The sequence below is a fragment of the Streptomyces sp. AM25 genome (genome assembly GCF_058146165.1).
In genome coordinates, this window is sequence record NZ_JBKIWN010000029.1 from 41,389 (window position 1) to 66,367 (window position 24,979).

Consider the following 24,979-nt stretch of genomic DNA (forward strand, 5'->3'; position numbering starts at 1 on the left):
ACCGCACCACCCGGACATCAACCGCAAGGGAGCAGGCGTTGTCCACTGTCATCGACCAGGCTGTCCAGGCACGGCTCATCGCGTCGACTCCGCCGACCCGTACGGTCCGGGCCCGTCTGCGGTACGCCAGTGCCGACCCCTTCGCCGTCCACGTCGTGTTCCCGCCCGCGGCCTCGCTCGACGGGTCGGAGGTCTCGTGGACCTTCGCGCGCGAACTGCTCGCGCGGGGCCTGCTCACGCCGTCGGGCACGGGCGACGTCCGCGTCTGGCCCTGCGGGCCGCAGCGCACGGTGCTGGAGCTGCACGCGACGGAGGGCGTGGCGATGGTGCAGATCGACACGGCGGAGCTGCGCGGCTTCCTGGCGGGCTCGTACGCGGTGGTCCCTGCGGGGGCGGAGGGGGTCCACCTCGACGTGGAGGGCGACTTGGCGGCGCTGCTGCGGGAGGCGTAGCGCCCCGTAAGGGGCCGACGCACTGCCCGGGGCGCCCCCTACGGAACGCTGAGGTACACCGACCAGTCCGTCCCCGGCAGCGCGTGCACCCGCCACGCCCGTGCGAAAGCGGGCACATACGGATCCCCCGGGTCGTACAGCATCGCCACCGGCATCGTGGATGCGGCATCCACGATGCCCCGCACCGTCGTCGACCGATTGTTCCCCATCGTCTCCGCGGACGCGCACCCCGCCTCGTACGCGATCGGCTGCGCCCGCGGCCCCGTCACCACGCACGGCGCCCTCACCCCCAGCCGCCCCAACTCCTCGGCGGCGCGCCGGTACCGCACGGTCGTGTCCCGCGCATCAGCGGTGTTCAGCCGCAACTCCTTGAGCTGCACGGCACCGTGGGCGGCCAGCAGGACGCACACCACGCCGGTCACCGCGCGCCGCCCCCGGGCCACGCGCACCACGAGTCCCGCCACCGGCAGGGACAGCAGTGCGTACACCGGCAGCAGGAACCGCGGCGCCGAGTAATCGAGCAGCAGCAGGTACGGTGCCGCCAGGGCCACCGCGCAGGCGACGGGCAGCAGCGTCACCGCCCGCTCCCCCACCACGCACGCCACCGCACACGCCGCCGCGACCAGCACCGGCAGCAGCAGCCACCACAGCGCATGCGTCAGCGACGGTCCCGCGATGTGGCAAGGGCGGCACAGCTGCGGCCCGTTGAGGCTGCGGTAGCCGGCCCGCAGCCCCGCGCCGAGGTGGGCGCCCATGCCGCCCTCGGTGTCGCTGGAGAGGGACAGCCGGTTCCGGATGCCGCCGAAGCGGACGTACGCCTCCACCGCCCACTGCACCCCGCCCAGCGCGAGCCCGCCCAGCACGGCGGCCACGGTGCCGGGCCGGCGCCAGTCCCGCGCCGCGGCGCACACTCCGAGCAGGGGCAGGGCGAGCCAGACCGCGTCGGGCGCGCGGAAGAGCGCGGCCGCGGCGAGCGTGGCGGTGAGGCCGGCGAGGGCACGGCCGCGCCCTTCGCCGCGGGTGCGCAGGAACCATCCCGCCGCGGCGACGGCCGACAGCGCGATCCACAGGTTCGGCATCACTTCCGGCCCGCTGAGCACCGTGATCCACAAGCCGGCGAAGAGCAGTGCCGCGAGCGCGACGCGTGCCCGGCCCACGAGCGGCTCCCAGACCCTGAACGCGGCGTAGAGCGCGGCCGAGGACAGCAGCACCAGCGCCACGCGCAGCACGGGCACCGACGAGGTGAGGGCGATGACGGGGGCGACGAGGAAGCTCACGCCGCGCGAACGCGGCGCACTGAAGAACGCGGCCGGGTGGCGCGGGTCGACCTGGGACAGGTACACGGTCTCGTCCCAGCCGAGGTCCATGTGCGCGACCGCGTAGCAGAGTTGCACCACCGCGTACGCGACCGCGACGGCCAACAACGGCCCATCGGGCGCCCGCCGCCCCCTGGTTGTCATGCGCCTTCTTTTACCGCATCCGCGGCTACCGCGCCTGCGATCCCTTCGCCCGCTCCCGGGATGCGGTGATCTCCGCCTCCGCCGCGGCCCGGTCCGCCCAGCAGGCGCCGTCGACGGACTTGCCGGGTTCGAGCTCCTTGTAGACCTCGAAGAAGTGCTGGATCTCCAGCCTGTCGAACTCCGGCAGATGGCGCAGATCGCGCAGGTGCTCGTGCCGGGGGTCGCCGACGGGCACGCACAACACCTTGTCGTCCTCGCCCTGTTCGTCCCGCATGCGGAACATGCCGATGGCGCGGCACCGGATGAAGACGCCGGGGAAAGTGGGTTCGCCGGCGAGGACGAGTGCGTCCAGCGGCTCCCCGTCCGCGCCGAGCGTGCCGTCGACGTATCCGTAGTCGGCGGGGTAGCGGGTGGAGGTGAAGAGCATCCGGTCCAGCCGGATGCACCCCCGTTCGTGGTCCATCTCGTACTTGTTGCGGCTGCCTTGCGGAATCTCCACGACGACGTCGAACTCCACGGGCGCGCTCCTCGGTAGCGGTGGGCCGGCCGGACTCATGGTGGCGCGGCACGCCCGGGCGCGCCATGGTGCCTGCCGCGCGCCCCTGTTCCGCTCCTCTGCCTTCTCACTTCGCCTCGGCCCCGCACCGGTCGGGCATCCGTGCCCCGGGCACCCGGTGCGCCGCCACGACGATCTCCCGTGCCGCGGCGTCGGGTTCGCCGCCGTCGGCGGACCGGTAGGTCAGCACGACCACGCCGGCTGCCGCCACGACCCCGGCCGCCACGGCCAGCAGGCCGCCGGCGAGGCCGTACCGGAAGCCCTCCCCCAGCACCACGACACCGACGGCCGCGGCCACCACCGGGTTGACGATGGTCACGGTCGACAGCGGGGCCGCCAGTCCGGCGCCGCGGTAGGAGGCCTGGGACAGCAGCATCCCGGCGGTGGCGAGCACGGCGATCACGGCGAGGGCGGGCAGCAGCGTGCTCACGCGGTGCGCCTCGAAGTCCTCGTCGGCGGCCTTGGTGAAGACCGAGGCCATTCCGAAGGCCGCCCCCGCGGCCGCCGCCAGCACCACGCCCCGCACGACGGGTCTGCGCACGCAGCGCGCGAGCAGCACCAGCGCCGCCACGCCCGCGAGCACGGCGACGGTGAGGGCCGGGCGCTGGGCACCGCCCAGGGACTCGGCGCGCGGCGGGCCCGTCAGGCTCAGCAGCCCGGCGAGGCCGACGGTGGCCAGGAGCGCGCCGCGCCATCCGGCGGCCCCGACGGGGTGGCGGTCGAAGAGCGCCGCCATGGGCAGCGCGAAGACGATCGTCAGCGCGCCGAGCGGCTGCACCAGGCTGAGCGGCCCGAAGGCGAGCGCCACCACGTGCAACCCTGCGCCGGCGCACGTCAATGCGACCGCGCCCCACCAACCCGCGCGGCGCAGCGGCAGATACGCCCCGCCGTCGTCCTCCGCGGTGGCGGCGACCCGCTCCTGTGCGATGGCCGCGGCCGCGTAGCAGCCGGCGGAGACCAGGCAGAGCAGCACGGCGGCCGGCAGCGCACTCACCGTTCTCCTCTGCAAGCCGTCCCGAAGTCGTCCATGCCTCCACGATGCCCCGCGCCGGAGGCTCCCGTCGTCGTCCCTGAGTACGGATCTTTTCCTACTCCTCGGGGAGTACGGACCCGGTACCGCCTCGGGGTGCCGGGCCGCGCGCTCCGGCCCGCGACCACAACAAGCGTATGCCGTCTAAGCATTCGTCGACACCGCCGAAGAATCCTGTACCGGTTTGCGGGGTGTCCTGAAACTTTATTGCACTCGTCAGGCGTCTATGAAAACTCTATGAGGGCTCAAACGGGGAATTGATGCACATTTACGGGGGGAAAATTCCATGTCCGACTCCACGCGGATTTGGCATGCTCGCGACTTCGGCGGGCCGGCCGGCGGGGGTGGTCACGTCACGGTCATAGGCGCCGGAATAGCCGGCCTGGTGGCCGCCTACGAGCTGGAGCGGCTCGGGTACCGGGTGGACGTGCTGGAGGGCAACACGCGTATCGGCGGTCGCATCCACACCCACCGTTTCGGATCCGGCCCGGGTGCGCCGTCCGTGGAACTGGGCGCCATGCGTATTCCGACGCACCACCGGCGCACTCTCGAATACATTCGGCGGCTGCGACTGGGCAGCAAGCTGCGCGTGTTCACGACACTCCTGTCGGAGGAAAATGCATTTTTGCAGACGGCGGACGGGTTCGTCCGCATCAAGGACGCGCCGGGTCCGCTGCGCGAGGCGTTCCGGGCCGACCTGGACCGGCACTGCCCCGGCCGGCAGTACGCCGACGAGGTCGTCACGTTCGGCGCCTGGCTGACGGCCATCGTCGACGCGACCGCTCCGCCGGACCTGCGCGAGGCGCTCCGCGAGGACCTGCGCCGCCAGCTGCTGGACCTGGTGGCCCACGTGGACCTGACCCGTCACCTGCGCGGTGCCGCCCGGGACCGGGTCGACCTGCACTCGCTGTTCACCACCCACCCGGGCATCCGGGCGGGCTGCAGCGGGCGGCTCAACAGTTTCCTCGACGACATCCTGACCGAGACGTCTCCCGCGCTGCTGCGGCTGGAGGGCGGGATGGACCAGCTGCCGCGGCGGCTGGCGGGGCAGCTGCGCGCGCCGGTGTCCCTCGGGCACCGGGTCGTGGGCATCGACGTGCGCAGCGACGACGTGGTGCTGCGCATCCGCTCGGGGGCGCGCATCATCGTCCGGCGCAGCGACTTCGTCGTGTGCACGGTGCCGTTCCCGGCACTGCGGCGGATGCGGCTGACGGGGCTGGACCCCGACAAGACGGCGGTGCTGGAGGAGGTCGACTACTGCCCGGCCACCAAGGTGGCGTTCCACTGCCGCGAGCCGTTCTGGCGCGAGGGCGGGATACGCGGGGGCGCCTCCTTCACCGGCGGGCGGATCCGGCAGACCTACTACCCGCCCGTCGACGGCGACCCGGGCCGTGGGGCCGCGCTGCTGGCCAGCTACACCATCGGCGACGAGGCCGGGCGGCTGGGCCGGATGCCGGCCCGCCGGCGGCACCGGCTGGTGCTGCAGGAGCTGGGCGAGGTCCACCCGGAGCTGCTGGCGCCGGGCATGGTCCTGGACGCGGTGAGCGCGGCCTGGGCGGACTCGCCCTGGACGGGCGGGGGTTGCACCACCCGGTGGGGCAAGAGCGCACAGGAGTGCGAGGAGGAGCTCGCGCGCGCCTCCCGTCCCGTGAACCGGCTGTTCTTCGCCGGGGAGCACTGCTCGACGGCCCCGGCGTGGATCGAGGGGGCGGTCGAGTCGGCGCTGCGCGCCGTCGAGGACGTCGAGTCCTTCGCGCCCGGCCGCCGGGCCCCGGCGGTATCCGGCCACCACGACCCCGCCGGAGCGTTGTGATGAGCGTCTTCGACCTGCCGCGACTGCACTTCGCCGGCACCGCGACGACCAAGCTCCCGACCGGCCCGCGCAGCGGGCTGGTCGACCTGGCCGCCCAGCGCGCATTGGCGGACGGCGTGCCGTTCCCGGCCGACCGGCCCGCCGCCGAGTACCACGCGCACCTGCAGCGCCGCGGTCCCTGCTTCGGTCCGGACGGACGGCCGGATCCGCACGGGGAGTTCAGCGCCGCCAAGGGCTGGAACTTCGACGGAAACGGACACTTCTGGCTCGATGCGCGCATCGTGAGCGTAGAAAAGCGCCCCGGACACGCAGACACGGACGACCCGGTGGTGGGCCGGACGGTGGACGTCTGGGGCCACTACAACGAGTATCTGCGCACCACCGTCAACCGCGCCCGGATCTTCGACCTCGACCCGGCGTCCCGCTGGACCACGGCCCTGATGGTGGGGCGGTTCGGCTTCGGGCGCGTGGGACGTTCGCACGACGAGGGCAGCGGCTACATGCTCAGCGGCCCGGTCGGCGGCTTCCTGCCGCCGCGCTGGGTGGACTTCGCCCGGATCCTGGATCTGGGCGGGGCCTCCGGGCACCCGTGGGCGTCGCAGCTGCGCTACTGCGCGGTCCACCAGTTCGTGGTCACCGCGGACGGCGAGGGCGGCGGGCCCGAGTGGCTGCCCGACGCGGAGGCATCCCCGACGGTGCGCGCCCTGCGCCAGGCAGTGGCGGAGGGCGCGGACGGGCTCGTCGTGCAGTTCGCGCTGGACAACATGTCCACACCGCCGGCCCCGGACGCGCCGAGCCACTGGCGTGTCCGGGGCACCATCGCGCCCTGGCACGCGCACGAGCTGCGCACCCACCCGGCCGGGCGGATGCTGGTGCCCCGGCAGGAGCGCGTGCTGCACCACCTCACCGTCGATGTCACGGCCGGGCGGGCGCAGTTCAACCTGGTCTCCGCGGTGCCGGTCACCACCCGCGCCGCGGAGCCGGGCCCCGGCCCGCTGCACCGGCTCGGCCCGCCGCTGGACGCCGGGGACCTTCAGCTGCGGACCGCGGTGTCCGGGCATCTGGTCGCCCGGCTGCCGGCGGCCGTCTACCGCGCCGGCGACGGCACTTCGGGCATCGTCACCGTGCCCGCCGAGCCGGGCTGGGAGGAGGCGGAGCACCAGGCCCTGTGCCTGACCGGCTCCACCCCGGGCGGGCGGCGCGTGACGCTGCTGACGGAGAAGGAGACCATCGTCCACACCGACGACGCGCTCGTGGTCCTGCACCACCGGGACCGCGCGCGCGAGGACGACCACGCCGTACGCGTACCGCTGCGCTCCTACGTCCGCGGACGTCCCGCGGGCGTGGAACGGGTGCACGTCCGCCAGTACTTCAACCCCCGTGCCCTGCCCGCCGACAAGGCGGCGGGCTCCCCGCAGGCCCGCACCGGTGACGCGGTGGTCCTGGGCGTGGGCGACGGGGCCGGCGGCCTCGCGGAGGAGTGCGTCGTACGGACCGACGAGCACGGCGACGGGGCGCTCGTGCTGCGCGGCGAGCGGGCGGGCACCTGCCGCGTCCTGCTCTCCGCCGACCCGGACGACGTGCCGTGTCCCGGGCCCGGCGGCCCGGGCTCGGCGTGGGAGGCGTACGACGACGCGGACGCGCTCGGCTTCTGGGCGGGCGCCGGCTCGCTGGCCGTGCGCGTCCTGCCCGACGACTGGCACCTGGACGACATCCCGCGCCAGGACGTCGACTTCGCCGTGCTGCACGAGGAGATCTTCGCCTACTACGAGCAGATCTCCACCTTCATGCGCTCGGAGGTCTTCAGCCTGGCCGACCAGTGCAAGGTGGAGACGTACGCGGAACTCGCCTGGCAGATGTGCGACCCGCGCAACAAGCCGAAGACCTACTACATGCCGCCCACCCGCGACATGACCGACCCCAAGGCGCGCCTGCTGCTGGCGTATCTGCGCAACCAGCAGGCGCGGCTGCGCCCGCCGCTCACCGTCCCGGCGCTGACGGGCACCGGCCCGGCGATCAGCACCCGCGGCGAGCTGTGGACGGCGCTGAGGCAGGCGGCCGCGCTCGAACTGGCCGTGACCCTGGAGTACTTGTACGCGGCCTTCTCCGTACCGGCCTACGGGGCCGGGCAGGAATACGTGCGGCGCGGCCTGTGGACGCCGGAGCAGCTGGAGATCGCCTGCGGCCAGGGCGGGGCGACGCTGGACGACGGGATCCGCGGCAGCCTGCTGAACGTGGCCCGCGAGGAGATGATCCACTTCCTGCTGGTGAACAACATCATCACCGCCCTGGGCGAGCCGTTCCACGTGCCGGCGATCGATTTCGGCACGCTCAACGCCGAGTTGCCGGTGCCGCTGGACTTCGCTCTGGAGGGGCTGAGCATCGGCAGCGTGCAGCGCTACATCGCGATCGAGCAGCCGGCGGGCCTCGTCCCGGACGTCCGCCGGGAGAACGGCAACGGTCGCGGCCGCGTGGTGCCGCTGGGGTTCACGTGGAGTTCGGTGAGCGAGCTGTACGCGGGCATCCGGGAGGGCCTGCAGCGCGTGCCGGACCTGTTCCTGGTGGAGAAGGGGCGCGGCGGGGGCGAACACCACCTGTTCCTGCGGGAGTCCGTCAACGCCCGGCACCCGGACTACCAGTTGGAGGTGGACGACCTCACCAGCGCCCTGTTCGCCGTCGACCTGATCACCGAGCAGGGCGAGGGCGGGGCGGTGCCCGCGGGGGCCGCCGGGCCCGCGGAGGCGTCCCACTTCCACACCTTCCTGCGGATGGGTGAGGTGCTGACGAACGAGCGCGTGCCGGGCCCGCACGGCAGGCTGCTGCCGTGGAACCCGGCCTACCCGGTGCTGCGCAATCCCACCCTGGGCGCGGGCGACGCGGCCAGGGAGTCAATCACCGACCCCGAAGCGCGGGCGGTGGGACGGCTGTTCAACCGCTCGTACCACATGATGCTGCAGCTGATGGTGCAGCACTTCGGGGAGAGCCCGGACGGGAGCCTGCGGCGGTCGAGGCTGATGAACGCCTCCATCGACGTGATGACCGGCATGATGCGCCCCCTCGCGGAGCTGCTGGTCACCATGGAGTCGGGGCGGCGCGGCCGTACCGCGGGCCCCACCTTCGAGCTCGACGCCGTACCGGCCTGCATCCCCCGCCCGGACGTGGCGCGCCGTTCGCTGGCGCTGCGCTTCGAGCATCTGTCGGCGGCCGCCCGCAAGTGCGCTCCGGTGCCCGCGCAGGTCGCCGAACTGAGCGCCTTCTTCGCCGACTTCTTCCGCCGTGAGGGGACCTGAGGCATGACGCAGCAGACGACACCGACGATGCTTCACACCGACGTCCTCATCGTGGGCGCGGGCCCGGTCGGCATGGCCCTGGCCCTGGACCTGCGGTACCGCGGCATACGGTTCGTATTACTGGACGCCTCGGACGGCACGGTCGTCCACCCGAAGGTGGGCACGGTGGGCCCGCGGTCCATGGAGCTCTTCCGCCGCTGGGGGGTCGCCGGGCGGATCCGCGACGCCGGCTGGCCCGACGACCATCCGCTGGACGTCGCCTGGGTGACCGCGGTCGGCGGCCACGAGATCCACCGGATCCCCTTCGGCACCGACCGCACCCGCCCGCCCCTGCCGTACACTCCCGAGCCGGAACAGGTCTGCCCGCAGCACTGGCTCTCCCCGCTCCTGGCACGGGAGGTGGGCGTGCACCCGGAGGGGCCGCTGCGCCGCGAGTGCCGGGTGGACGGCTTCCGCCAGGACGCCGACGGCGTCACGGCGTGGGCCACCGATCTGCGCACCCGCGAGCGGCTGACCGTCCGGGCGCGCTATCTGGTCGCCTGCGACGGCGCCTCCTCCCCCATGCGCAAGGCCGCCGGGGTCCCGGCGCCGTCCCGGCACGCGACCCGGGTCTTCCGCAACATCCTCTTCCGGGCGCCGCAGTTGCACCGCCAACTGGGCTCCCGCAACGCCCTGGTGCACTTCCTCGCCCAGCCGCCCGACCTGCGCTTCCCGCTGCGCTCCATGGACGGGCGCGAGCTGTACCGCCTGACGGTCGCGGCGAGCGGGCACACCGGCAAGCGCGACCTCGACGAGGACGCCCTGGCCGTGGTCCGGTCGGCCATCGCCTTCGACACCCCGCTCCAGATCGTCTCCGACAACGTCTGGTACCTCACCCACCGCGTCGCCCGGCGCTTCCGCAGCGGCCGGGTGCTGATGGCCGGCGACGCGGCGCACACGCTCTCGCCCTCGGGCGGCTTCGGCATGAACACCGGCATCTGCGACGCCGCGGACCTGGGCTGGAAACTGGCCGCCGACCTGACGGGCTGGGCGGGCCCGGCGCTGCTCGACTCCTACGACACCGAGCGGCGCCCGGTGGCCGAACGCAGCCTGGAGGAGGCCAATATGAACCTGATGCGGACGATGGTCCGCGAGCTGCCGAAGGAGATCCTCCTCAACTCGCAGGACGGCGCCCGGGCCCGCGCCGAACTGGCGGAGGAGCTCGACCGGGGCGAGGTGCGGCGCGAGTTCGAGGCACCGGACGTGCACTTCGGCTTCCGCTACACCTCGGACCTCGTCGCCGACGAGGGGCCCGGCGACTGGCAGACCGACGCCGTGCCCGGCGGCAGGGCCCCGCACGCCTGGCTGGATGCGGACACGTCGACCCTGGACCTGTTCGGCCGGGGCTTCCGGCTGCTGTCGTTCACGGACGAACCCGCCGATGCGTTGGCCACGGCCTTCGCGGACCGGCGGGTTCCGCTGGAGACGACCCGCTGCCACGACGACGCCGTCGCCGCGCTCTACGGCAGGCCCCACGTTCTCGTCCGCCCGGACGGACACGTGGCCTGGCGCGGCACCCGGCTCCCCGCCGATCCGGGCCGGCTGGCCGACACGGTGCGAGGTGCGCGATGACGGTGCAGGCCCCCGGACCGTTCCGCACGGCGGACGTCCCCCTCCCGGACCCGTACCCCCTCTACCGGCACTACCGCGAACACGACCCGGTGCACCGGGCGGACGACACCTGGTACCTCTTCCGACACGACGACGTGGCCCACGTGCTGACCGGCCGGGGATACGGGCGCGGGGCGCTCCCCTCCCGCATCCCCGGCACCTGCCCGCACTTGAAGCGCACCGCCTCGCACTGGATGGTCTTCATGGACCCGCCGGAGCACACCCGGGTACGGGCCCTGGTGGCGAAGGCCTTCACCCCGCGCATCGTGGAGGGCCTGCGCCCGCGCATCCGCGAACTGGCGGCCGGCCTGGTCGCCGAACTGGGCGCGGAGCAGGAGGCCGACCTGGTCGACCGTTTCGCGGCTCCGCTCCCCATCCTCGTCATCAGCGAACTGCTGGGCGTGCCACGGTCGGACCGCCCCTGGTTCCGCGCCCGCGCGGTGGACCTGCAGCAGGCCACCAGCTCGCGGGTGGCCCGCAGGCCGGATGCCTTCGCGGTCGCGGACGCGGCGGCGCGGGAGCTGGACGGGTACTTCCGCGAGGAGTTGGCGAGGCGCCGGGCGAAGGAGCCCGGTACGGACCTGATCGCGGCCATGCTCGGGGCCGCGGAACCGGGCGACGACGACACGCTCGTGGGCACGTGCATCCACCTCCTGACGGCGGGCCACGAGACGACGACGAACCTGCTGGGCAAGGGCCTGCTGGCCCTGCTGGCCCACCCGGACCAGCTCGCCCTGCTACGGGAACGGCCGGAGCTGCTCCCGGCGGCGGTGGAGGAACTGGTGCGCTACGACTCGCCGGTGCAGATGATCAGCCGGTGGGCGCACCGGGACGACGCGATCGGAGGCCGGGTGATCAAGGAAGGCGAAAAGGTCACCATGGTCCTGGGCTCGGCCAACCGCGACCCGGCCCACTTCACCGACCCGGACCGCCTGGACATCCGCCGGGACGCGCGTCGCCACGCGGGCTTCGGCATGGGCATCCACTACTGCGTGGGGGCCCCACTGGCCCGAGCGGAGGCGGAGTCGGGGCTGGGGGAACTGCTGCGGAGCCTGCCACGGCTGGGGCTGGCGGACGAACCGGTGCAGTACGCGGAGGATTTGGTGTTCCACGGACCGGAGAGGCTGGTGGTGCGGCCGGGGGGCGCCGTGTAGAGGTGGCGCCCCGAAAGGGGCGCGGGGCTGTGTTCAATATGCGGCTCCGCCGCGTGGGCGCGACCAGCCCGGAATGACCCGCACCCGGCGTACTGGCTAGGCCGCGCCGACCGCCACCACCCCCGTCTCGTACGCGGCAATCACCGCCTGCACCCGGTCACGAACGCCGAGCTTCGCGAAAACACCGGTGATGTGGTTCTTCACGGTCGAGACACTGATCTCCATCGCCTCGGCAATCTCCCCGTTGTCGAGGCCGAGGGCGATCAGTCGCCACACCTCCCGTTCACGCGGAGTGAGCCGGCCGGCCTGCACAGCAGGCAGCAGCGGCCGCTGCGGCGTCCTGACATAGGCGGAGATGAGCCGCGTGAGCAGCCGCGGCGCCACCGCGGCCTCCCCGGTGTGGACCACGCGAACCGCCGCGACCAGGTCCTCGGGCGAGATGTCCTTGGGCAGGAATCCGCAGGCACCTGCACGCAGTGCGGCCACCACGTACTCGTCCATGTCGAAGGTGCTCAGCGCGAGCACCCGGCAGTCCGGGAGCTCCTCGGCGAGCCGGGCGGTCGCGGCGACCCCGTCCAGCACCGGCATACGGATGTCCATGACGACGACGTCGGGCTTCAGCCGGTGCGCGAGTTCCACCGCCTCGGCGCCGTCCGCGGCCTCGCCGACGACGGCGAAGGCCGGGTCGGGCATGAGGATGAGGGCCAGACCACGGCGCACGAGCGGCTGGTCGTCGGCGATCAGGACCCTGATCGCCGACGTGGCCGTCGTCCGGGTCATCGCAGCACCGCCTCGTCCGCCGCCAGCGGCAGCCGGGCCGCGACCCGGAACCCGCCCTCGTCCACGGGCCCGGCCTCCAGGATGCCGCCGTGCAGGACGACGCGTTCGCGCATCCCGATCAGCCCGTACCCCGCGCCGGATGCGGACCCGGCGTCGTCGCCGTACCCCGTGCCGTCGTCCGACACCTCGATCTCCACCTCGTCCGTCCGGTAGGTCAGCCGCACCGTCGCCCGTGCCCCTCCCGCGTGCTTGCGCGCGTTCGTCAACGCCTCCTGGACGATGCGGTACACGGCCAGGCCCAGGCTCGGCGGCAGCGGGCGCCGCGTCCCCTGCACGTCGAGGGAGGCGGGCAGGCCGGCCAGGGTCGACTCGGCGACGACCCGTTCCAGGTCCCCGATCCCGGGCTGGGGCGCGGTCGGTTCGTCCTCCGCCTCGTCCCCGGCCCGGAGCACGTCCAGAAGCTGCCGCATCTCGCGCAGGGCCATCCGTCCGGATCCTTCGAGGGCGAGCAGCGCCTCCCTGGCCGCCTCCGGGTTCCCGGCGAGGTTGGCCCGGGCCCCTCCGGCCATCAGCTGCATGGTGGTGAGGTGGTGCGCGACGATGTCGTGCAACTCGCGGGCGATGCGCCGCCGTTCGTCGGCGACGGCACGGTCGGCGAGCAGCCGGCGGTTGGCCCGGATGTCCCGGTGCCAGCGGTTCATCACGAGCGCGGTGGTGACGACGAGCAGCCCGGCGGCCGTGTTGCCGATGACGTCGATGAGCCGCGGCGGCCATGCCGTCTGTCCGACCAGCGGCATCGTCACGCTCAGGACGGCCGACGGCGCCGTCACGGCCGCGCCCCGGGACCGTACGACGGTGTAGAGGGCGACGGCGACGGTGGCGTTGAAGTGCTGGTCCACCGGCCCGCTGAGGTTCACCGCAAGACCGGCCAGCAGGACGACGGCGAGCACCGTCAGCGGGGCCCGGCGCCTGGCCGGCAGCGGCAGCGCCGAGACCACGACGAGCAGGCACCTGGCCGCCGGGACGTGGCCCAGGGATTCCTGGCTGGTGAGGACGAAGCCCATCAGGTCGACGACCGCGGCCCCGACCGCGACCAGCGCGTCGTTGCGCGTCCACGGCGGCACGTCGCCCTGCAACTGATCCCCCATGTCCCGGAAGTCCCGATGATCCATTCTCGCAGAGCGCCCGGGTCCCCGGACCGGGTCCCGTTCTGGGACCAGGGTCCTGGTCGGCGGCCGGGACGGTCCCCCGCTCCCAGGGGCTTTCTCGTCATCCGCTCGGAGGTTTCGCGCCGAATGCACTGATGAGCTGGACTCCGGCCGGGAGAACCCGGCGTCGCCGTCTCACCGCCACTGCCGGAGGCCTTCGTGATCCGCGCCCTGACCGGGTTCTCCACCCGCAAACCCTGGAGGGTCATCGCCCTGTGGGCGGTACTGGGCATCCTCCTGTCCCTGCTCGGCCAGGTGCTGGTCCACCGCGTCACCCAGACCGGGAGCGGCGGCTTCCTGCCCGCGACGTACGACTCGGCCGCCGCCCTGAAGGTCGCCGAGGAACGGTTCGGGGCGAAGCCCGACGCCGACACGGTGACCGTACTGGTCGCCCGCGGCGACGGCCGGGCGCTCACCGATGCCGACCACCGCCGCGTCGCCGACGTCGCACGGGAACTGGGCAGCCACCGCATCCGGATGCCGAAGACCAAGGACCAGCCGCCGATCCTGGCCCAGGACCACTCCCAGACCCCGAAGGTCTCCCTCGCTCCTGCCGCCCCCGACGGCAGCTTCGCGCTGCTCTCCGCCCAGTTGGACGGCAACTCTGCGGACCCCGGCATGCACGCCCTCTACCGGGCCTTCCGCGACCGGGCGGAGGACGCGTTCGCCGAGGCCGGGATGCGGACCGGCTTCACCGGCGGACTGGCCGACGTCGTCGACACCGCCGACGCCGAGAAGACCACGCAGATGGTCGTCGGCTTCCTCATGGCCGGCCTGATCGTGCTGATCAACGTCCTGGTGTTCCGCAGCGTGCTCGCCGCGTTCGTACCGCTGCTCGCGGTCTCCCTCGTCGGCGGCGCCGCGGCGGGCGCGGTCGTCGGCACCGCGCTGCTGACCGGCATCGAGCTGGACATGTCCACCCCCAGCATGATCAGCGTGGTCCTGATCGGGATCGGCGTCGACTACTTCCTCTTCCTCCTCTTCCGGTTCCGCGAGCGGCTGCGGGCCCGTCCCGGCCTGCCCCCGCGGGCCGTGGCCGCCGAGGTCGGCGCCCGCGTCGGCACCGCCATCGCCTCGGCCGCGCTCACCATCGTGGCCGCCTTCGCCACCCTGGGCGTCGCGGCCTTCGGGCAGTTCCGCGTCCTCGGTCCCGCCATCGCCGTGTCGGTGCTCGTCATGCTGCTGGCAAGCCTCACCCTGATGCCCGCGCTGCTCGCGGTCTGCGGGCGGCGGATGTTCTGGCCCTCGCGCGCTCTCGGGCGCGAGCCGCGCCGGGGCACGGCCGCCAAGGCCGGCGATCTGGTGGCCCGCCGCCCCGTCGCCCTCGCCCTGGCCTGCGTCGCCCTGCTCGGTGCGCTGGCGGCCGGACTGTCCGGTATCCGGATGGACTTCGGCCAGACCGGTGCCGGGCGCGACACCCCGGCCGCCGCGACCGCAGCGGAGATCTCCCGCACCCTGCCCGCGGGGATCTCCGACCCGGCGGGCGTCTACATCACGGCCGAGGACGGACGTCCTCTCACCGCCGGGGCGCTCGGCGACCTGCCCGCCGCCCTCGCCCGCACCGAGGGTGTGGGCAAGGTGGGTGCACCTGTCCTGAACGGGGACCGCACCGCGGCCCGCATCGACCTCTATCTCACCCCCGACTCCCGAACCCAGCAGGCCCGCGACCTCGTCTCGGGGCCCGTCCGCGGCGCCGTGGCCGCCCACACCCCGAAGGGCCTGGAGGCCCATGTCGGCGGCACGGCAGCGGTCTTCGTGGACATCTCCACCGCCGTCGGCCGCGATCTCAGGACCGTCTTCCCGGTCGCCGTCGCGCTGATCGTCCTCATCCTGATCGTCCTGCTGCGCAGCCTGCTCGCACCGGCCGTCCTCATCGTCTCCGTCGGCCTGTGCTTCGCCGCCGCTCTCGGCGCCTCCGCCCTCGTCTTCCCAAGCGTCGACTTCGTCCTTCCGTTGGTGCTGTTCCTCTTCGTCGTCGCCCTCGGCACCGACTACAACATCCTGATCAGCGACCGTATCCGCGAGGAAATGGCGAGCCCGGGCCCGGCCCGTGCGGCCGTGGCCCGCGCAGTCCGCCACACCGCACCGGCCATCGCCACCGCAGGCATCGTCCTGGCTGCGTCCTTCGGCAGCCTTGCCGTCAACGCGACGCCTTCCACGCAACAGATCGGCTTCGCGACGGCGCTGGGCATCCTGCTCTCGGCATGCGTCCTGTCCATCGTGCTGGTGCCGGCAGTCATGGCGGTCCTCGGCCGCAGCACATGGTGGCCGGTCCGCCCGACCGCGCCCCGAAGGGGCGCGGAGAACTGCGCGACCGGCCAAGAACGGCCCGTACCCGAACCGCATCTCCAGCGGCGCGCTTAGCGCAGCGCCTTCGCGGCGAACCACCGCTGCAGATACGCATCCAGCGCATCCGCCCGATCGGCGATCAGCCCCACATGCCGGTCGGGCCGCACGAGAATGATCCCCGCCCTGGGCAGCCGCCCGGGCAACCCGCTCTGCAGCCGCGGCCGGAACACCTCGACCGGCACGGCGCACCGCGCGAGGACGTCCCCCAACTCGCCCTCGTCCACGTCCGCACCGGGCGCGACGAGCAGCGTCCACCGCTCGTACGAGAGGAGATCGTGCAGCCGCCGCGGCTCCCCCGCCACCGTGACGGGAAGATCCGGCAGCCGGTCGCCCGCCCGCAGCCCCCCGCGCGCGGCGTGGTGTTCGGCAAGTACGCCTTCGCGGTGATGCATCGTGAGGTCGCTGAGGATGGTGCGGATGCGCGACGGGAACCACGTGCTGCCGAGCAGCCGGGGCCCGAGCGTCCGCATCCCCAGCAGGGTCACCGCCGTGGGCGGCAGCTCGAGCACGTCGTGCTGCATCTCCCGCATCACCTTCTGCGCCGTGAGCCGCTGCTCGGAGGCGTAGGTGTCGACGAGCGTCTCGTCGGCCCAGCCGCGCTGCACGGCGGCGAGCTTCCAGGCGAGGTTGTGCGCCCCGCGCAGCCCGGTGTTGAGCCCGTGCCCGCCGATGGGGGCCCACAGATGCGCGCTGTCCCCGGCGAGCAGGGCCCGCCCCTCGCGCAAGGTCGCGGCGAACCGGTCCTGGAAGCGGGCCCGGTTGGCCCACGGCGGATCGGTCGGCACGAGCCGCACGTCGGGGTCGTGGACGGTGTCGGCGAGCAGCGCACGCACCTCCTCGACACCGGGCGGCTCGACCTGCGAGGGGTCGGGGTCGGTGCGGAAGCAGAAGAACCGGTACCCGCCGCCCGGCCGGGGCGAGACGCCCATCGAGGCCCCGCGCTCCAGGAAGAAGAAGCTCTGGTCCGGCTGGTACGGGTGCTTCCACTCGACTTCGGCGTTGAGCTGCACACACTGCAGGTTCGGCCGTCGGTCCCCCTCGAAGGCGATGCCGAGCGATTTACGGACGATGCTGCGGGAGCCTTCGCACCCCACGACCCAGGCGCACCGCACGGTCCGCTGCGTCCCGTCTGCCGCGCGCAGGTCGACCTCGGCCCCGCCCTCGTGCGTCCGGACGGCCACGGCCTCCGTGGCCCACTCGACCTCGCCGCCCACTTCGGCGAGCCGCTCGCCCAGCAGACGTTCCACGGCGTCCTGTTCGATGGCCAGCGGCCGCGGAAAGGGCGTGCGGGAGGCCGCCAGGTCGATCCCCCCGACCTTGCGCCCCTCGGCGTGCACCTCGACGCGCCGCAGCGGCAGCCCCGCCTTCAGAAACCTTTCGGCACACCCGAGGTCGTCCAGCACCTCCAACTCCCGCTGCCAGATGACCCCCGCCCGCGCCTCCCGTTTCTCCCGCGCCTCCTTCTCCACGAGAGCCACGTCCACCCCGTACTGCCGCAACCCCACGGCAAGTGCCAGCCCCGTGGGCCCGGCACCGATGACCACCACGTCCCGGACGTCGCCTGCTGCGTTCACCGCGATCTCCTCCCCCTGCGGAGTGCATGTGCTCCCACTGTGCCTCGGAGGGGCAGTAGATCGTCAGGACTTGACAGAAAAAATCCGTCGATCGCCTGGTTTTACTTCCTGCCCGGGCGGGGTGAATCCCTGCAACAGGCCGGGGAACACCTGCTGCGGCTCGGCCAGATGCGGAACCTGCAGCTCCGGGTGATGCCGACGGACCGCACCGAACACGCAGGGGTGGGCGGAGCCTTCTGATGCAAAAGCAGCCACAGCACCGACGAGGGCGGGGCGCGCATTGACGTGGCCGTCACGGACGATTCCGTCCGCATCAGGGATTTCAAAGATGTGACGAAACAACATCTCACCGTGGCGCGAGCGGAATGGACACGATTCGTCCGCACCGCCGCACGCGGCTGAGCCGGCAAACAGGCCCAGCCGCGCTCATTCGGCGCCGCCTAGGCAGACGCCTTGGACCGCTTCTTCCGCCCCTGCGAAGGAATCGGCTGCGGCTCGCGCGAGACCGCGAGGAACGGCTGCAGGGCCTCCAGGAACTTGTCCATGGACTCCTTGCCGAGGTCCACCTCGCGCCGCTCGTGGGTCACGCACGGGCGGGTGGCGAGCACGAGGCTGCCGTCCTCGTTCGTCTCGCCGGTCTCGTACTCCTCGGTGCCCACGACGGGAACGAGGATTTCGACGGTGAACACGTCCTCCGTCACCGCCGGGTTGAGATCATCGTGATGAATCTTCCGCCAGTACGTTGTGATTTCCTGACCGCCGACCGGAACGGCGACCGGCTCGACTCCCGGTGCATCCTTTTCGGCTTCGTCGACCTGCTCAAATTTGGTTGCCATCAGGCGCTTCCCTCCACGGTTTCAGCGCCAAACGATATAAGAAACGGGGCTGTTGATCCAAACCGCAGGTCCGGGCCGACGGACGACTACCAGCCACCGCTGCCGATCTCGACACGGCCCTTGAAGCCGCCGCTGGAGCCGTCGTTCGCGTAGAGGCAGAGCTTGCCGGTCTCGTGCGGGGCGGAGGCCACGGCCACCAGGTCGGGCCGGCCGTCCAGGCCGGCCGGCTCTCGCCCCGCGCGCAGTGGCCGGCACGGGCGGGGACTGCGGCTGGTCTGCCGCCCGCGTGACGGGGCCCGGGCCCACAACCCCGGCGGCGCCCCGCCACTGTCCAACGGGCCGAACTCGCGGAACACTTGGCGAGCATGGAGAACTCTGACGCCTCAAGGAGCAGGGCCTGCCCAGGCTGCGGGCATCCCGCCTTTGACGGGGACCGCCAGTGCGAAGAATGCGGGATGCTGCTGTACCCCGATGGTCGAATCCGTGCCATTCACGGCAGTACCGAGGGTGTTCTCCGGGTGTACCGCGAGGTCTCTGCAACCACCACCCCAGTCGGCACGCCATGTCCGGCCTGCTCCGCACAGGCGGAGCCCGGTGACCGTTTTTGTGCAGCGTGCGGAACACAGCTGTATCCGGGCCCCGGCCCCCGTGTGCACTCCGACGACGTACGGCGCGTCGAGAACCACCTGTCCGATGCCGCGACCGGTTCGGTCACTCAGATCGGCTTCGTCCACGGAGATGTGTACGTCCAGCCCGCCAGAGACACCGACCCCGCATAGGCCTCCGTCCGAGCGCGGCGGAGGCCGCGGCCGGGGATTCTGGAAGTCCCGGGTCCTACTGGTCACGCCGAAGGCCGGGAAACGGAAGCCTCCTGCCGAGCAGGGGCCCGCCCTCTGATCTTGCTGGTGTTCGAGGGAGAACTTGAACCCTCGTCTCGGGAATCTATGCGAGAACGTGACTGGAAGGCCCCTCCCTCTTGATCAGAAGTCGTCCCGTCCGTAGCTTGCTGCCGACGGCAAGGGAGGGGTGCACATGAAGCTGAACAAGGTTGCCGGGGAAGACCCGGACTGCGACTCCGGCGACTGCGCCAACGTCTTCACAACGGACCGGCCCGGCCAGATCGCCATACAATCGCCATACAGGGGTACCTGACGAACCACCCGACCCCCGAGGGTGAGGCGGTCGTGACGATCCCCGAGCATGTGCTGAAGGAGGCCGCCCGTGCTCTTGGATGGTGACGCGTGGGCCACATACTTCCGCGACTTCAAGCGGTCTGCGTGGCGGCTCGAAGTACAACCGACCTACACCATGCCGGCAGAGGCCGACAGCCTGGCCCGCTTCCTCCGGAGAGAGCCCAAGCCCGACGACCACAACGCCATGTGGCACGTGACCGTGCGGGACGCCGTGGAGACCGGCAAGGCCTTCGGCCGGGTCAGGGTCGTACGTCGGCCGCTCACGGACTACCAGCGGTACCAGTTCGCCTGGGGCATCCCTGGCAACATCAGGGCAGGGGAAGACATCCGGGTCCTCGACCTGACGGACGAAGACCTGGGGTTGCCGGACCAAGACTTCTGGTTGTTCGACGAGACAACCGTGGTGCATCTCAACTACCGTCCGGACGGAACCCAGATCAATCGGGAACTGATCGAATCCCCGGACCTTGGCCAGTACCTCGGTTGGCGAGACCTGGCCCTAGAGAACGCTGTCCCATTCGGTGAGTATCGAGCCTGAACACCAAGCGAGCGAGCGGAAAGGTCTCGCGGAGGCTCTACGGGACCTCCGCGAGGCATCTGGTTTGAGCGGTGAACGCCTTGCGGTGCGCTGCAACATGAGCCAGACGAAGGTCAGCCGAATAGAAACCGGGCGGGCTCTTCCGACCGTCATTGACGTCCAGCGCATTCTGACTGCCCTGGACGTGCCCCGGGAAGTTGCAGATGAGCTGCTGAGGCTGACTCGCAAGGCGAATGTTGACTATGCGTCTTGGCGAACCTATGCCCGTGTCGGCCTGTACCGGAAACAAGCCGAACTGAAGGCGTTGGAGTCGACGTCACGAGTGATACGGCACTTCCTGCCTGCCATCCCCACGGGGCTGCTGCACGTACGGCAGTACGCAGAGCAGACGCTTTCGAAGACGGTGAGCAGTGCTCCCGCCAGGGACGTCGGCAAGGCCGTACAGGCCCGCATGGACCGCCAAACCATCCTGGACGACCAATCCCGCAACTTCACGTTCCTGCTCACCGAGCAGGCGGTGAGGTGGCGCAGAGCCGGCCGTGAAGTCATGGCGGCACAGTGCACACACATGGCTGACGTGTCAGAGAAGCCGAACGTGGAGATTGCCATCATTCCCCAGACCGCGTATGTCTCGGCAACACCCCTGAACGTATTCGTGATCTATGACGATCGCCTTGTAACGGTCGAACTGTTTTCCGGTGAAGTCGCACTCCGTGATCCTCGAGACATTTCCCATCACCTGGAACTGTTCGATCTGTTCCTTGGACATGCCCTCACGGGAACGGACTCAACTGCGTTTCTCAGGGAGACCGCTGAGGATTTCATGCGTCTACGTGACTAGGGGTTCTCACGACTTCTGGAACGTACAAGTATGGGCCCATGACCACGGACACCGAAGCAATTGAGCACACGACCAGGGGTGCGTTTCGACAGCTCCTCTCCCGCCCTTCCAAGGCGCCTGGCGTGAAAGGTATGGCCCTGGTGCGCGAGTCCGGCCCTGGGACGGAGGGCGCCGACCTTGCGCCCGGCGATGGCCTCAAGTGGCCCAGATGCCAATGCGGGGACCGGCGTTGCCCGGATTACGAGCCCCCGGCGGAGCCGTCCACCGAAGGGCTGAGCGCCAAGGTCGCAGCAGCCAACCGGCGAAGCGGCAGGGGCGGGTTGTGAGCGTCAAGTCGGCTATGCGGTACGTGGTGCACCGGATCGCCGAACACCCCGATACGGACGTGACGTTTGAGGCCGAGTGCCTGCACTGCAAGTGGAAGGCGACGCCCGCCGAGGACCCGGCGACTGTCGATGTGGAGTGCATGAGCCACACGGGCCGAGCCGGCCACGCCGGTTTTCGACGCATCCGCACATCGTTCGCGATGGTGGTTCGCGCCGGGTAGAGACCCTCGCCCCGGTCACTGTTGGTCACGTGGTTGATCACGCCACCGCCCAGGAAACAGAAAAACCCCTGCTGAACAGGGGTATCTGCCGGTGTCCGAGGGGGGACTTGAACTCTCCTCTCGGACACTCTCCCAACAGGCTTCTGACCTGCGGAAACGCCAGCTTGCAGGGGCTAGTCTGCTCGTTAAGAGTACATGCCCTGTCCTGCACGTTTCTGACTGTTCCTGGGTGCTACTGGTCACGCGCTGGCCATGCGGGTACCTCGTCGCGATGCCCGCGCGGGGGCCGAGAGGCACAGTGGAAGAGTGGACTTCCGGATCACAGCCGAGGAGGAAGACGTCCTCTTCCTGATCGCGGGGCACCTGGACGAGGGGAATGCCCCGACGGCCGACGAGCTGTCCCAGGACGTTGGCACTGACGCCCGGCTGGTCGTGGTCTCGCTCCGAGACAAGGGCTGGATCGACCTTCGGGACGTCGGCGGGCGGGAAGCCGTCGTGGCCTTGTCCCCGATGGCGCTGAAGGCGCTCAGCAGCCTCCGCTACGGGCGACGGGAGCAGACATGACAGTGCCCCGCCTGGTCGGTGTGACCGGGCGGGGCACGATTCATGCTCAGCAGTTGTCCGACGAGGATCCTTCGTCAGGCGCAGGGGTCACGGTGGGTCTCTCGGCGCAGGAGTGTGCGATAGGGGCGATGACGCCGCAGCCGCTCGCCCCTCTCGACGTATCGCTCCGTCTCGCGCCCGCAGTCGGCGCAGGTGGCGGTCACGCGAGCACCGCCGTACCGCTCGAACTCCGCTGGACTTGGACTGTGCGAAGTCCGGTCCCCGGCGTGATGTACAGCGCGTCTGGGTAGTCCCAGCCGGCCACGGCCGCTCGCAGGGCGGCCCGGCGGTGATGCTGTCGACGCGCCTCTTGCGAGTCGTGTCCCGTGGTGTCACCTGGCGGGACGTCATCCTCTTGCGTCCGCCGGACCTCGTCCTCGTACACCTCCAGGTATCGCCGTACCAGTGGGGTGTCCCAGAAGATCTCGTCTTCGTCGCTCGGCTGGGCCGGCTCGGTCCACTCGATTGCCGGAGCAGTTGAGTGGGACAGGGTCGAAGTTTCCGGCGCGGGACGCGGTGCTGTGCTGGTCTCTCCGTCAGCGCCGTGCTTGCCGTGGCCGGGCAATAACCGCTGGAGTACCCATGTCAGGGCGTGGCAGATAAGGTCTCGCATGCGTCTCAGCTCCTACATAGCTGGTGGCGTGCGACCCCGATGGCCGGTCCTAAGCGGCCTCGGGGTCTTTTTCGTGTCCACGACGCTACGCCTCTTAGTCAGGCAAGTCCATGCTTAGTCAGCCTTGGTCAGGTGGGTGCTCTGTGGGCCACTTGTCTACGCTCAGCGCATGGCAGAGCACGTGATCGACCACCAGTCCCCAACGCCGCCGTACCGGCAGATCGCGGCGGACATCATCCGGGACATCGAGGACGGCAAGCTCCTGGTCGACCGGCCTATCCCGTCACAGCCAACGCTGGTGCAGCGCTATGGCGTGGCCCTGGGCACCGTGCGCAACGCCGTCGGCTACCTCGTCGAGCAGGGCTACGTGTACACAGTCCCGAAGCGCGGGACCTACGTGAAGAAGCGTCAGCCTTCCGAGGAGGGGTAGGGAGAAGTGGGCTGCAGGAGCAGCTACTTGGTCTCCAGGAACCGGTTGCGGGCCGCTGCCGCCCGCCCCTAGAGTCACCAGTGCGCCGAAGCCCAACGCTCGACCGGGTCCGAGGCGACTTTCCTCGCGTTAGCGGGGATGCACCACCAGCAGTACCAGTGGTGGCAGTTTGCTCCCCGCGCCAGCGGGGTTGACCCTTCGATGGGCGCTGCCGCCATGTGCTCCCCGCGTCAGCGGGGATGAACCATTCGAACGTCCTGCCGTAGTATCACGCGGCAGCTGCTCCCCGCACTTGCGGGGTTGGCCCATCGATAGCCTCTAGGGCTCTTTTTGGGTTTGTCCCCGCGTTTGCGGGGGTGATTCGCTTAGCGGTTCTGCGGCGACAGCGGATCGATTGCACTGCTCCCCGCCGTTGCGGGGGTTGAAAGAGGCCCGGCGGCTGCGAGCGCCGGGCTTCTTCACGTTCATCTCACGGACCAGGCTTGGTCAATCCCGGGGAGTGCACCCGAACCACATCTTGCGTCAGCCGTGTTCGGCGATCCGCTCTCTGATCCGATCCGCTGCTGGACGGCATAGGCCGAGCCCCGCCCGGTCTCCCTGAAGAGCACCGAGCGGGGCCGCTTGCCTATGCGGGCTGTTGGTGCCTTGGCGCATCGATCAGCCGAGGCCGCTCAACGCCGTCCTACGGGTTACTGCTGTTCCTGGCCAGACCCCGGGCAAGTCTCCAGTTCGCCCGTCTCTTGGTGGATGGGGGTGGGGTCCCCGGGTTCACCGCTGACGACTGTGCCGCAGACCGGGCAGCTGCCCCACAACAGTCCCGGGTCGAAGCGTAAGCCTGATTTCCTCATGTTCAGACCTCCTGTGCTGGTGTGTGCCATTCCTGCGAGTTTGGTTGTGCTCCTGGGCGCAGCAGGTGCGCCACTGCGGTGAAGACCTTTCCGCCGGAGTGGAAGGTGAGGGTGACTCCCGCGTGGTCGGGGCGTGCGTCCTTCCGCTGCAACCAAGCGTCAATGCTGCTGATCTCCCGGCTGCCACTTGCCGCGAGCAGGGCAACGAACCATGATTCGACGTCTGTCAGCTTGATCTTTCCCCCCGCCCCGAGTCCTTCGGGGAACGGCAGGGGGGCAATGGGGGTGTCCCCTTCGATGATCTGCTCGTCTTGATCATGTTTGGTACCGGGTGCCAGCATCATCACGGAGTTCAGGTACGCCGTCGCCCCGCTGGTGAACTCGACGATCAGTCCGTAAGGGGCCTTGGTGAATCCCACGTCCCGGAAGGTGGACACCCCTTTGACTGCGGGGGTGTTGGAGTTCTTGATCAGGTCGAGGGCGAAAGCTTCGAATCGCGCAACACGCATCTCGTCTCCTCCTGCGTAGGCCGAGCAGTCTAGGGAGACGGTGCCCCCACCCGTGTCCCGACGCGGGAGCGGCTACCCGTAGGTCGGCTCACCGAGGAGGAGCAGGGGCAGCCGTATCCCGTGTTCCACGGCGGCGACGGCCACGCGCACTCGCCGTTCCTGGTAGGGCTTGGCGTGGGCGCCAAGTTGACTGAGTGGCACCCACCTGAGTCCGGACAGCTCGCCGGCTGCGCTGTCGGGGATGGCCGCCGGTCCTGCTTCCTCGTCGGGCAATGTCCCCCCGTCGCACACTACGTTGAACCCCTCGGCCGCTCCCGTCTCCGGGTTGGCGGGCACCTGGTCCAGTGCAACGAAGTGCGTGAGCGCGAGGCGAAGTCCGGTCTCCTCGCGCAGCTCCCGCGCAGCTGCGTCCGCGATGCTCTCGCCCTGGTGGGCGCCCCCGCCGGGAAGTTGCCATCCGTCCTTGTACGTGGGATTGACCAGCAGGATTCTGCCGGCCTGGTCACGCACCAGGACCACGGCCCCGATACGTCGTCCGGGTGGGTTGGCGGGGTCAATGTCGGCATGCGCCATGACGCACCCTCCGTTCGGTGTGATGGTGGGCCCGCCCGGCCGCTGGGCCTCATCCGGACGACCGGGAGTCTGAGCCGCGGTCAGTACCTCCCGACGTTCCGGGAGACGCCCCGCTGACTGACGTGCCAGTAC

The 24,979-nt window shown here is 70.9% G+C and carries 23 protein-coding genes; 13 read left to right on the plus strand and 10 right to left on the minus strand.

What is annotated here, in order from left to right; genetic code table 11:
• Positions 1–38: 38 nt before the first annotated feature.
• Positions 39–452: a spore wall synthesis regulator SsgD gene (ssgD, locus tag ACLHRZ_RS30210; RefSeq protein WP_490421745.1), complete on the plus strand. Its 414-nt coding sequence runs from the start codon at positions 39–41 to the stop codon at positions 450–452.
• A gap of 38 nt (positions 453–490) precedes the next feature.
• On the opposite strand, the gene ACLHRZ_RS30215 is transcribed toward ssgD, so the two are convergent.
• The 3 genes from ACLHRZ_RS30215 to ACLHRZ_RS30225 form a co-directional block, all read right to left on the minus strand.
• Positions 491–1,912 carry a hypothetical protein gene (locus tag ACLHRZ_RS30215; RefSeq protein ID WP_490421746.1) on the minus strand — a complete coding sequence of 474 codons (1,422 nt, stop codon included), beginning with the start codon at positions 1,910–1,912 and terminating at the stop codon, positions 491–493.
• 25 nt (positions 1,913–1,937) lie between these two features.
• Positions 1,938–2,429 carry an inorganic diphosphatase gene (locus ACLHRZ_RS30220; RefSeq protein WP_490421747.1) on the minus strand — a complete coding sequence of 164 codons (492 nt, stop codon included), beginning with the start codon at positions 2,427–2,429 and terminating at the stop codon, positions 1,938–1,940.
• Between the two features lie 106 nt (positions 2,430–2,535).
• Positions 2,536–3,462: a DMT family transporter gene (locus ACLHRZ_RS30225; RefSeq protein ID WP_490421748.1), complete on the minus strand. Its 927-nt coding sequence runs from the start codon at positions 3,460–3,462 to the stop codon at positions 2,536–2,538.
• Positions 3,463–3,784: 322 nt separating this feature from the next.
• On the opposite strand from ACLHRZ_RS30225, the gene ACLHRZ_RS30230 reads away from it, so the two are divergent.
• From ACLHRZ_RS30230 to ACLHRZ_RS30245, 4 genes are read left to right on the plus strand one after another with little or no spacing between them, the layout of a single operon-like run.
• Positions 3,785–5,311 carry a flavin monoamine oxidase family protein gene (locus tag ACLHRZ_RS30230; protein WP_490421749.1) on the plus strand — a complete coding sequence of 509 codons (1,527 nt, stop codon included), beginning with the start codon at positions 3,785–3,787 and terminating at the stop codon, positions 5,309–5,311.
• A complete protein-coding gene (locus ACLHRZ_RS30235; protein ID WP_490421750.1) occupies positions 5,311–8,601 on the plus strand; it encodes a ferritin-like domain-containing protein in 3,291 nt (1,096 codons plus the stop codon). Before ACLHRZ_RS30230 ends, ACLHRZ_RS30235 begins: the two co-directional genes overlap by 1 nt.
• A gap of 3 nt (positions 8,602–8,604) precedes the next feature.
• On the plus strand, positions 8,605–10,212 hold the full coding sequence (locus tag ACLHRZ_RS30240) for an FAD-dependent monooxygenase (protein WP_490421751.1): 1,608 nt from the start codon (positions 8,605–8,607) through the stop codon (positions 10,210–10,212).
• Positions 10,209–11,405 (plus strand): cytochrome P450, encoded by a 1,197-nt coding sequence (locus tag ACLHRZ_RS30245; protein WP_490421752.1) that lies wholly within the window; start codon positions 10,209–10,211, stop codon positions 11,403–11,405. Before ACLHRZ_RS30240 ends, ACLHRZ_RS30245 begins: the two co-directional genes overlap by 4 nt.
• Before the next feature lie 96 nt (positions 11,406–11,501).
• On the opposite strand, the gene ACLHRZ_RS30250 is transcribed toward ACLHRZ_RS30245, so the two are convergent.
• The gene (locus ACLHRZ_RS30250) at positions 11,502–12,185 is read right to left on the minus strand and encodes a response regulator (RefSeq protein ID WP_490421753.1); all 684 of its coding nucleotides are present in this window, start codon (positions 12,183–12,185) and stop codon (positions 11,502–11,504) included.
• Positions 12,182–13,333: a sensor histidine kinase gene (locus ACLHRZ_RS30255; protein ID WP_490421754.1), complete on the minus strand. Its 1,152-nt coding sequence runs from the start codon at positions 13,331–13,333 to the stop codon at positions 12,182–12,184. The genes ACLHRZ_RS30250 and ACLHRZ_RS30255 overlap by 4 nt, the downstream gene beginning before the upstream one ends.
• Before the next feature lie 219 nt (positions 13,334–13,552).
• Between ACLHRZ_RS30255 and ACLHRZ_RS30260 the strand changes: the two genes are divergently transcribed.
• Positions 13,553–15,757 (plus strand): MMPL family transporter, encoded by a 2,205-nt coding sequence (locus tag ACLHRZ_RS30260; protein WP_490421755.1) that lies wholly within the window; start codon positions 13,553–13,555, stop codon positions 15,755–15,757.
• Here the strand turns inward: ACLHRZ_RS30260 and ACLHRZ_RS30265 are convergent.
• Positions 15,754–17,316, minus strand: coding sequence for an FAD-dependent monooxygenase (locus tag ACLHRZ_RS30265; RefSeq protein ID WP_490421756.1), 1,563 nt, complete (start codon positions 17,314–17,316; stop codon positions 15,754–15,756). The genes ACLHRZ_RS30260 and ACLHRZ_RS30265 overlap by 4 nt on opposite strands.
• A gap of 285 nt (positions 17,317–17,601) precedes the next feature.
• Between ACLHRZ_RS30265 and ACLHRZ_RS30270 the strand changes: the two genes are divergently transcribed.
• The gene (locus ACLHRZ_RS30270; RefSeq protein ID WP_490421757.1) at positions 17,602–17,718 is read left to right on the plus strand and encodes a DUF397 domain-containing protein; all 117 of its coding nucleotides are present in this window, start codon (positions 17,602–17,604) and stop codon (positions 17,716–17,718) included.
• A 38-nt stretch (positions 17,719–17,756) separates the two neighbouring features.
• On the opposite strand, the gene ACLHRZ_RS30275 is transcribed toward ACLHRZ_RS30270, so the two are convergent.
• Both ACLHRZ_RS30275 and ACLHRZ_RS30280 read right to left on the minus strand, forming a co-directional pair.
• Positions 17,757–18,152 carry a hypothetical protein gene (locus ACLHRZ_RS30275; RefSeq protein WP_490421758.1) on the minus strand — a complete coding sequence of 132 codons (396 nt, stop codon included), beginning with the start codon at positions 18,150–18,152 and terminating at the stop codon, positions 17,757–17,759.
• 86 nt (positions 18,153–18,238) lie between these two features.
• A complete protein-coding gene (locus tag ACLHRZ_RS30280) occupies positions 18,239–18,508 on the minus strand; it encodes a hypothetical protein (RefSeq protein WP_490421759.1) in 270 nt (89 codons plus the stop codon).
• Positions 18,509–18,517: 9 nt separating this feature from the next.
• Here ACLHRZ_RS30280 and ACLHRZ_RS30285 point away from each other — a divergent pair, with 9 nt between their 5' ends.
• The 6 genes from ACLHRZ_RS30285 (at position 18,518) to ACLHRZ_RS30310 (ending at position 22,917) form a co-directional block, all read left to right on the plus strand.
• Positions 18,518–18,931: a double zinc ribbon domain-containing protein gene (locus ACLHRZ_RS30285; protein ID WP_490421760.1), complete on the plus strand. Its 414-nt coding sequence runs from the start codon at positions 18,518–18,520 to the stop codon at positions 18,929–18,931.
• A gap of 442 nt (positions 18,932–19,373) precedes the next feature.
• On the plus strand, positions 19,374–19,883 hold the full coding sequence (locus tag ACLHRZ_RS30290) for a DUF6879 family protein (RefSeq protein WP_490421761.1): 510 nt from the start codon (positions 19,374–19,376) through the stop codon (positions 19,881–19,883).
• Positions 19,867–20,724, plus strand: a complete 858-nt coding sequence (locus ACLHRZ_RS30295) for a helix-turn-helix domain-containing protein (RefSeq protein WP_490421762.1) — start codon at positions 19,867–19,869, stop codon at positions 20,722–20,724. Before ACLHRZ_RS30290 ends, ACLHRZ_RS30295 begins: the two co-directional genes overlap by 17 nt.
• 322 nt (positions 20,725–21,046) lie before the next feature.
• Positions 21,047–21,271 (plus strand): DUF7848 domain-containing protein, encoded by a 225-nt coding sequence (locus tag ACLHRZ_RS30300; RefSeq protein WP_490421763.1) that lies wholly within the window; start codon positions 21,047–21,049, stop codon positions 21,269–21,271.
• 306 nt (positions 21,272–21,577) lie between these two features.
• Positions 21,578–21,835 (plus strand): hypothetical protein, encoded by a 258-nt coding sequence (locus tag ACLHRZ_RS30305; RefSeq protein WP_490421764.1) that lies wholly within the window; start codon positions 21,578–21,580, stop codon positions 21,833–21,835.
• 821 nt (positions 21,836–22,656) lie between these two features.
• Positions 22,657–22,917 (plus strand): GntR family transcriptional regulator, encoded by a 261-nt coding sequence (locus ACLHRZ_RS30310; protein WP_490421765.1) that lies wholly within the window; start codon positions 22,657–22,659, stop codon positions 22,915–22,917.
• Positions 22,918–23,767: 850 nt separating this feature from the next.
• Here ACLHRZ_RS30310 and ACLHRZ_RS30315 read toward each other — a convergent pair.
• Both ACLHRZ_RS30315 and ACLHRZ_RS30320 read right to left on the minus strand, forming a co-directional pair.
• Positions 23,768–24,274 (minus strand): hypothetical protein, encoded by a 507-nt coding sequence (locus ACLHRZ_RS30315; RefSeq protein ID WP_490421766.1) that lies wholly within the window; start codon positions 24,272–24,274, stop codon positions 23,768–23,770.
• Positions 24,275–24,346: 72 nt separating this feature from the next.
• Positions 24,347–24,847, minus strand: a complete 501-nt coding sequence (locus ACLHRZ_RS30320; RefSeq protein ID WP_490421767.1) for an NUDIX domain-containing protein — start codon at positions 24,845–24,847, stop codon at positions 24,347–24,349.
• Positions 24,848–24,979: the final 132 nt, after the last annotated feature.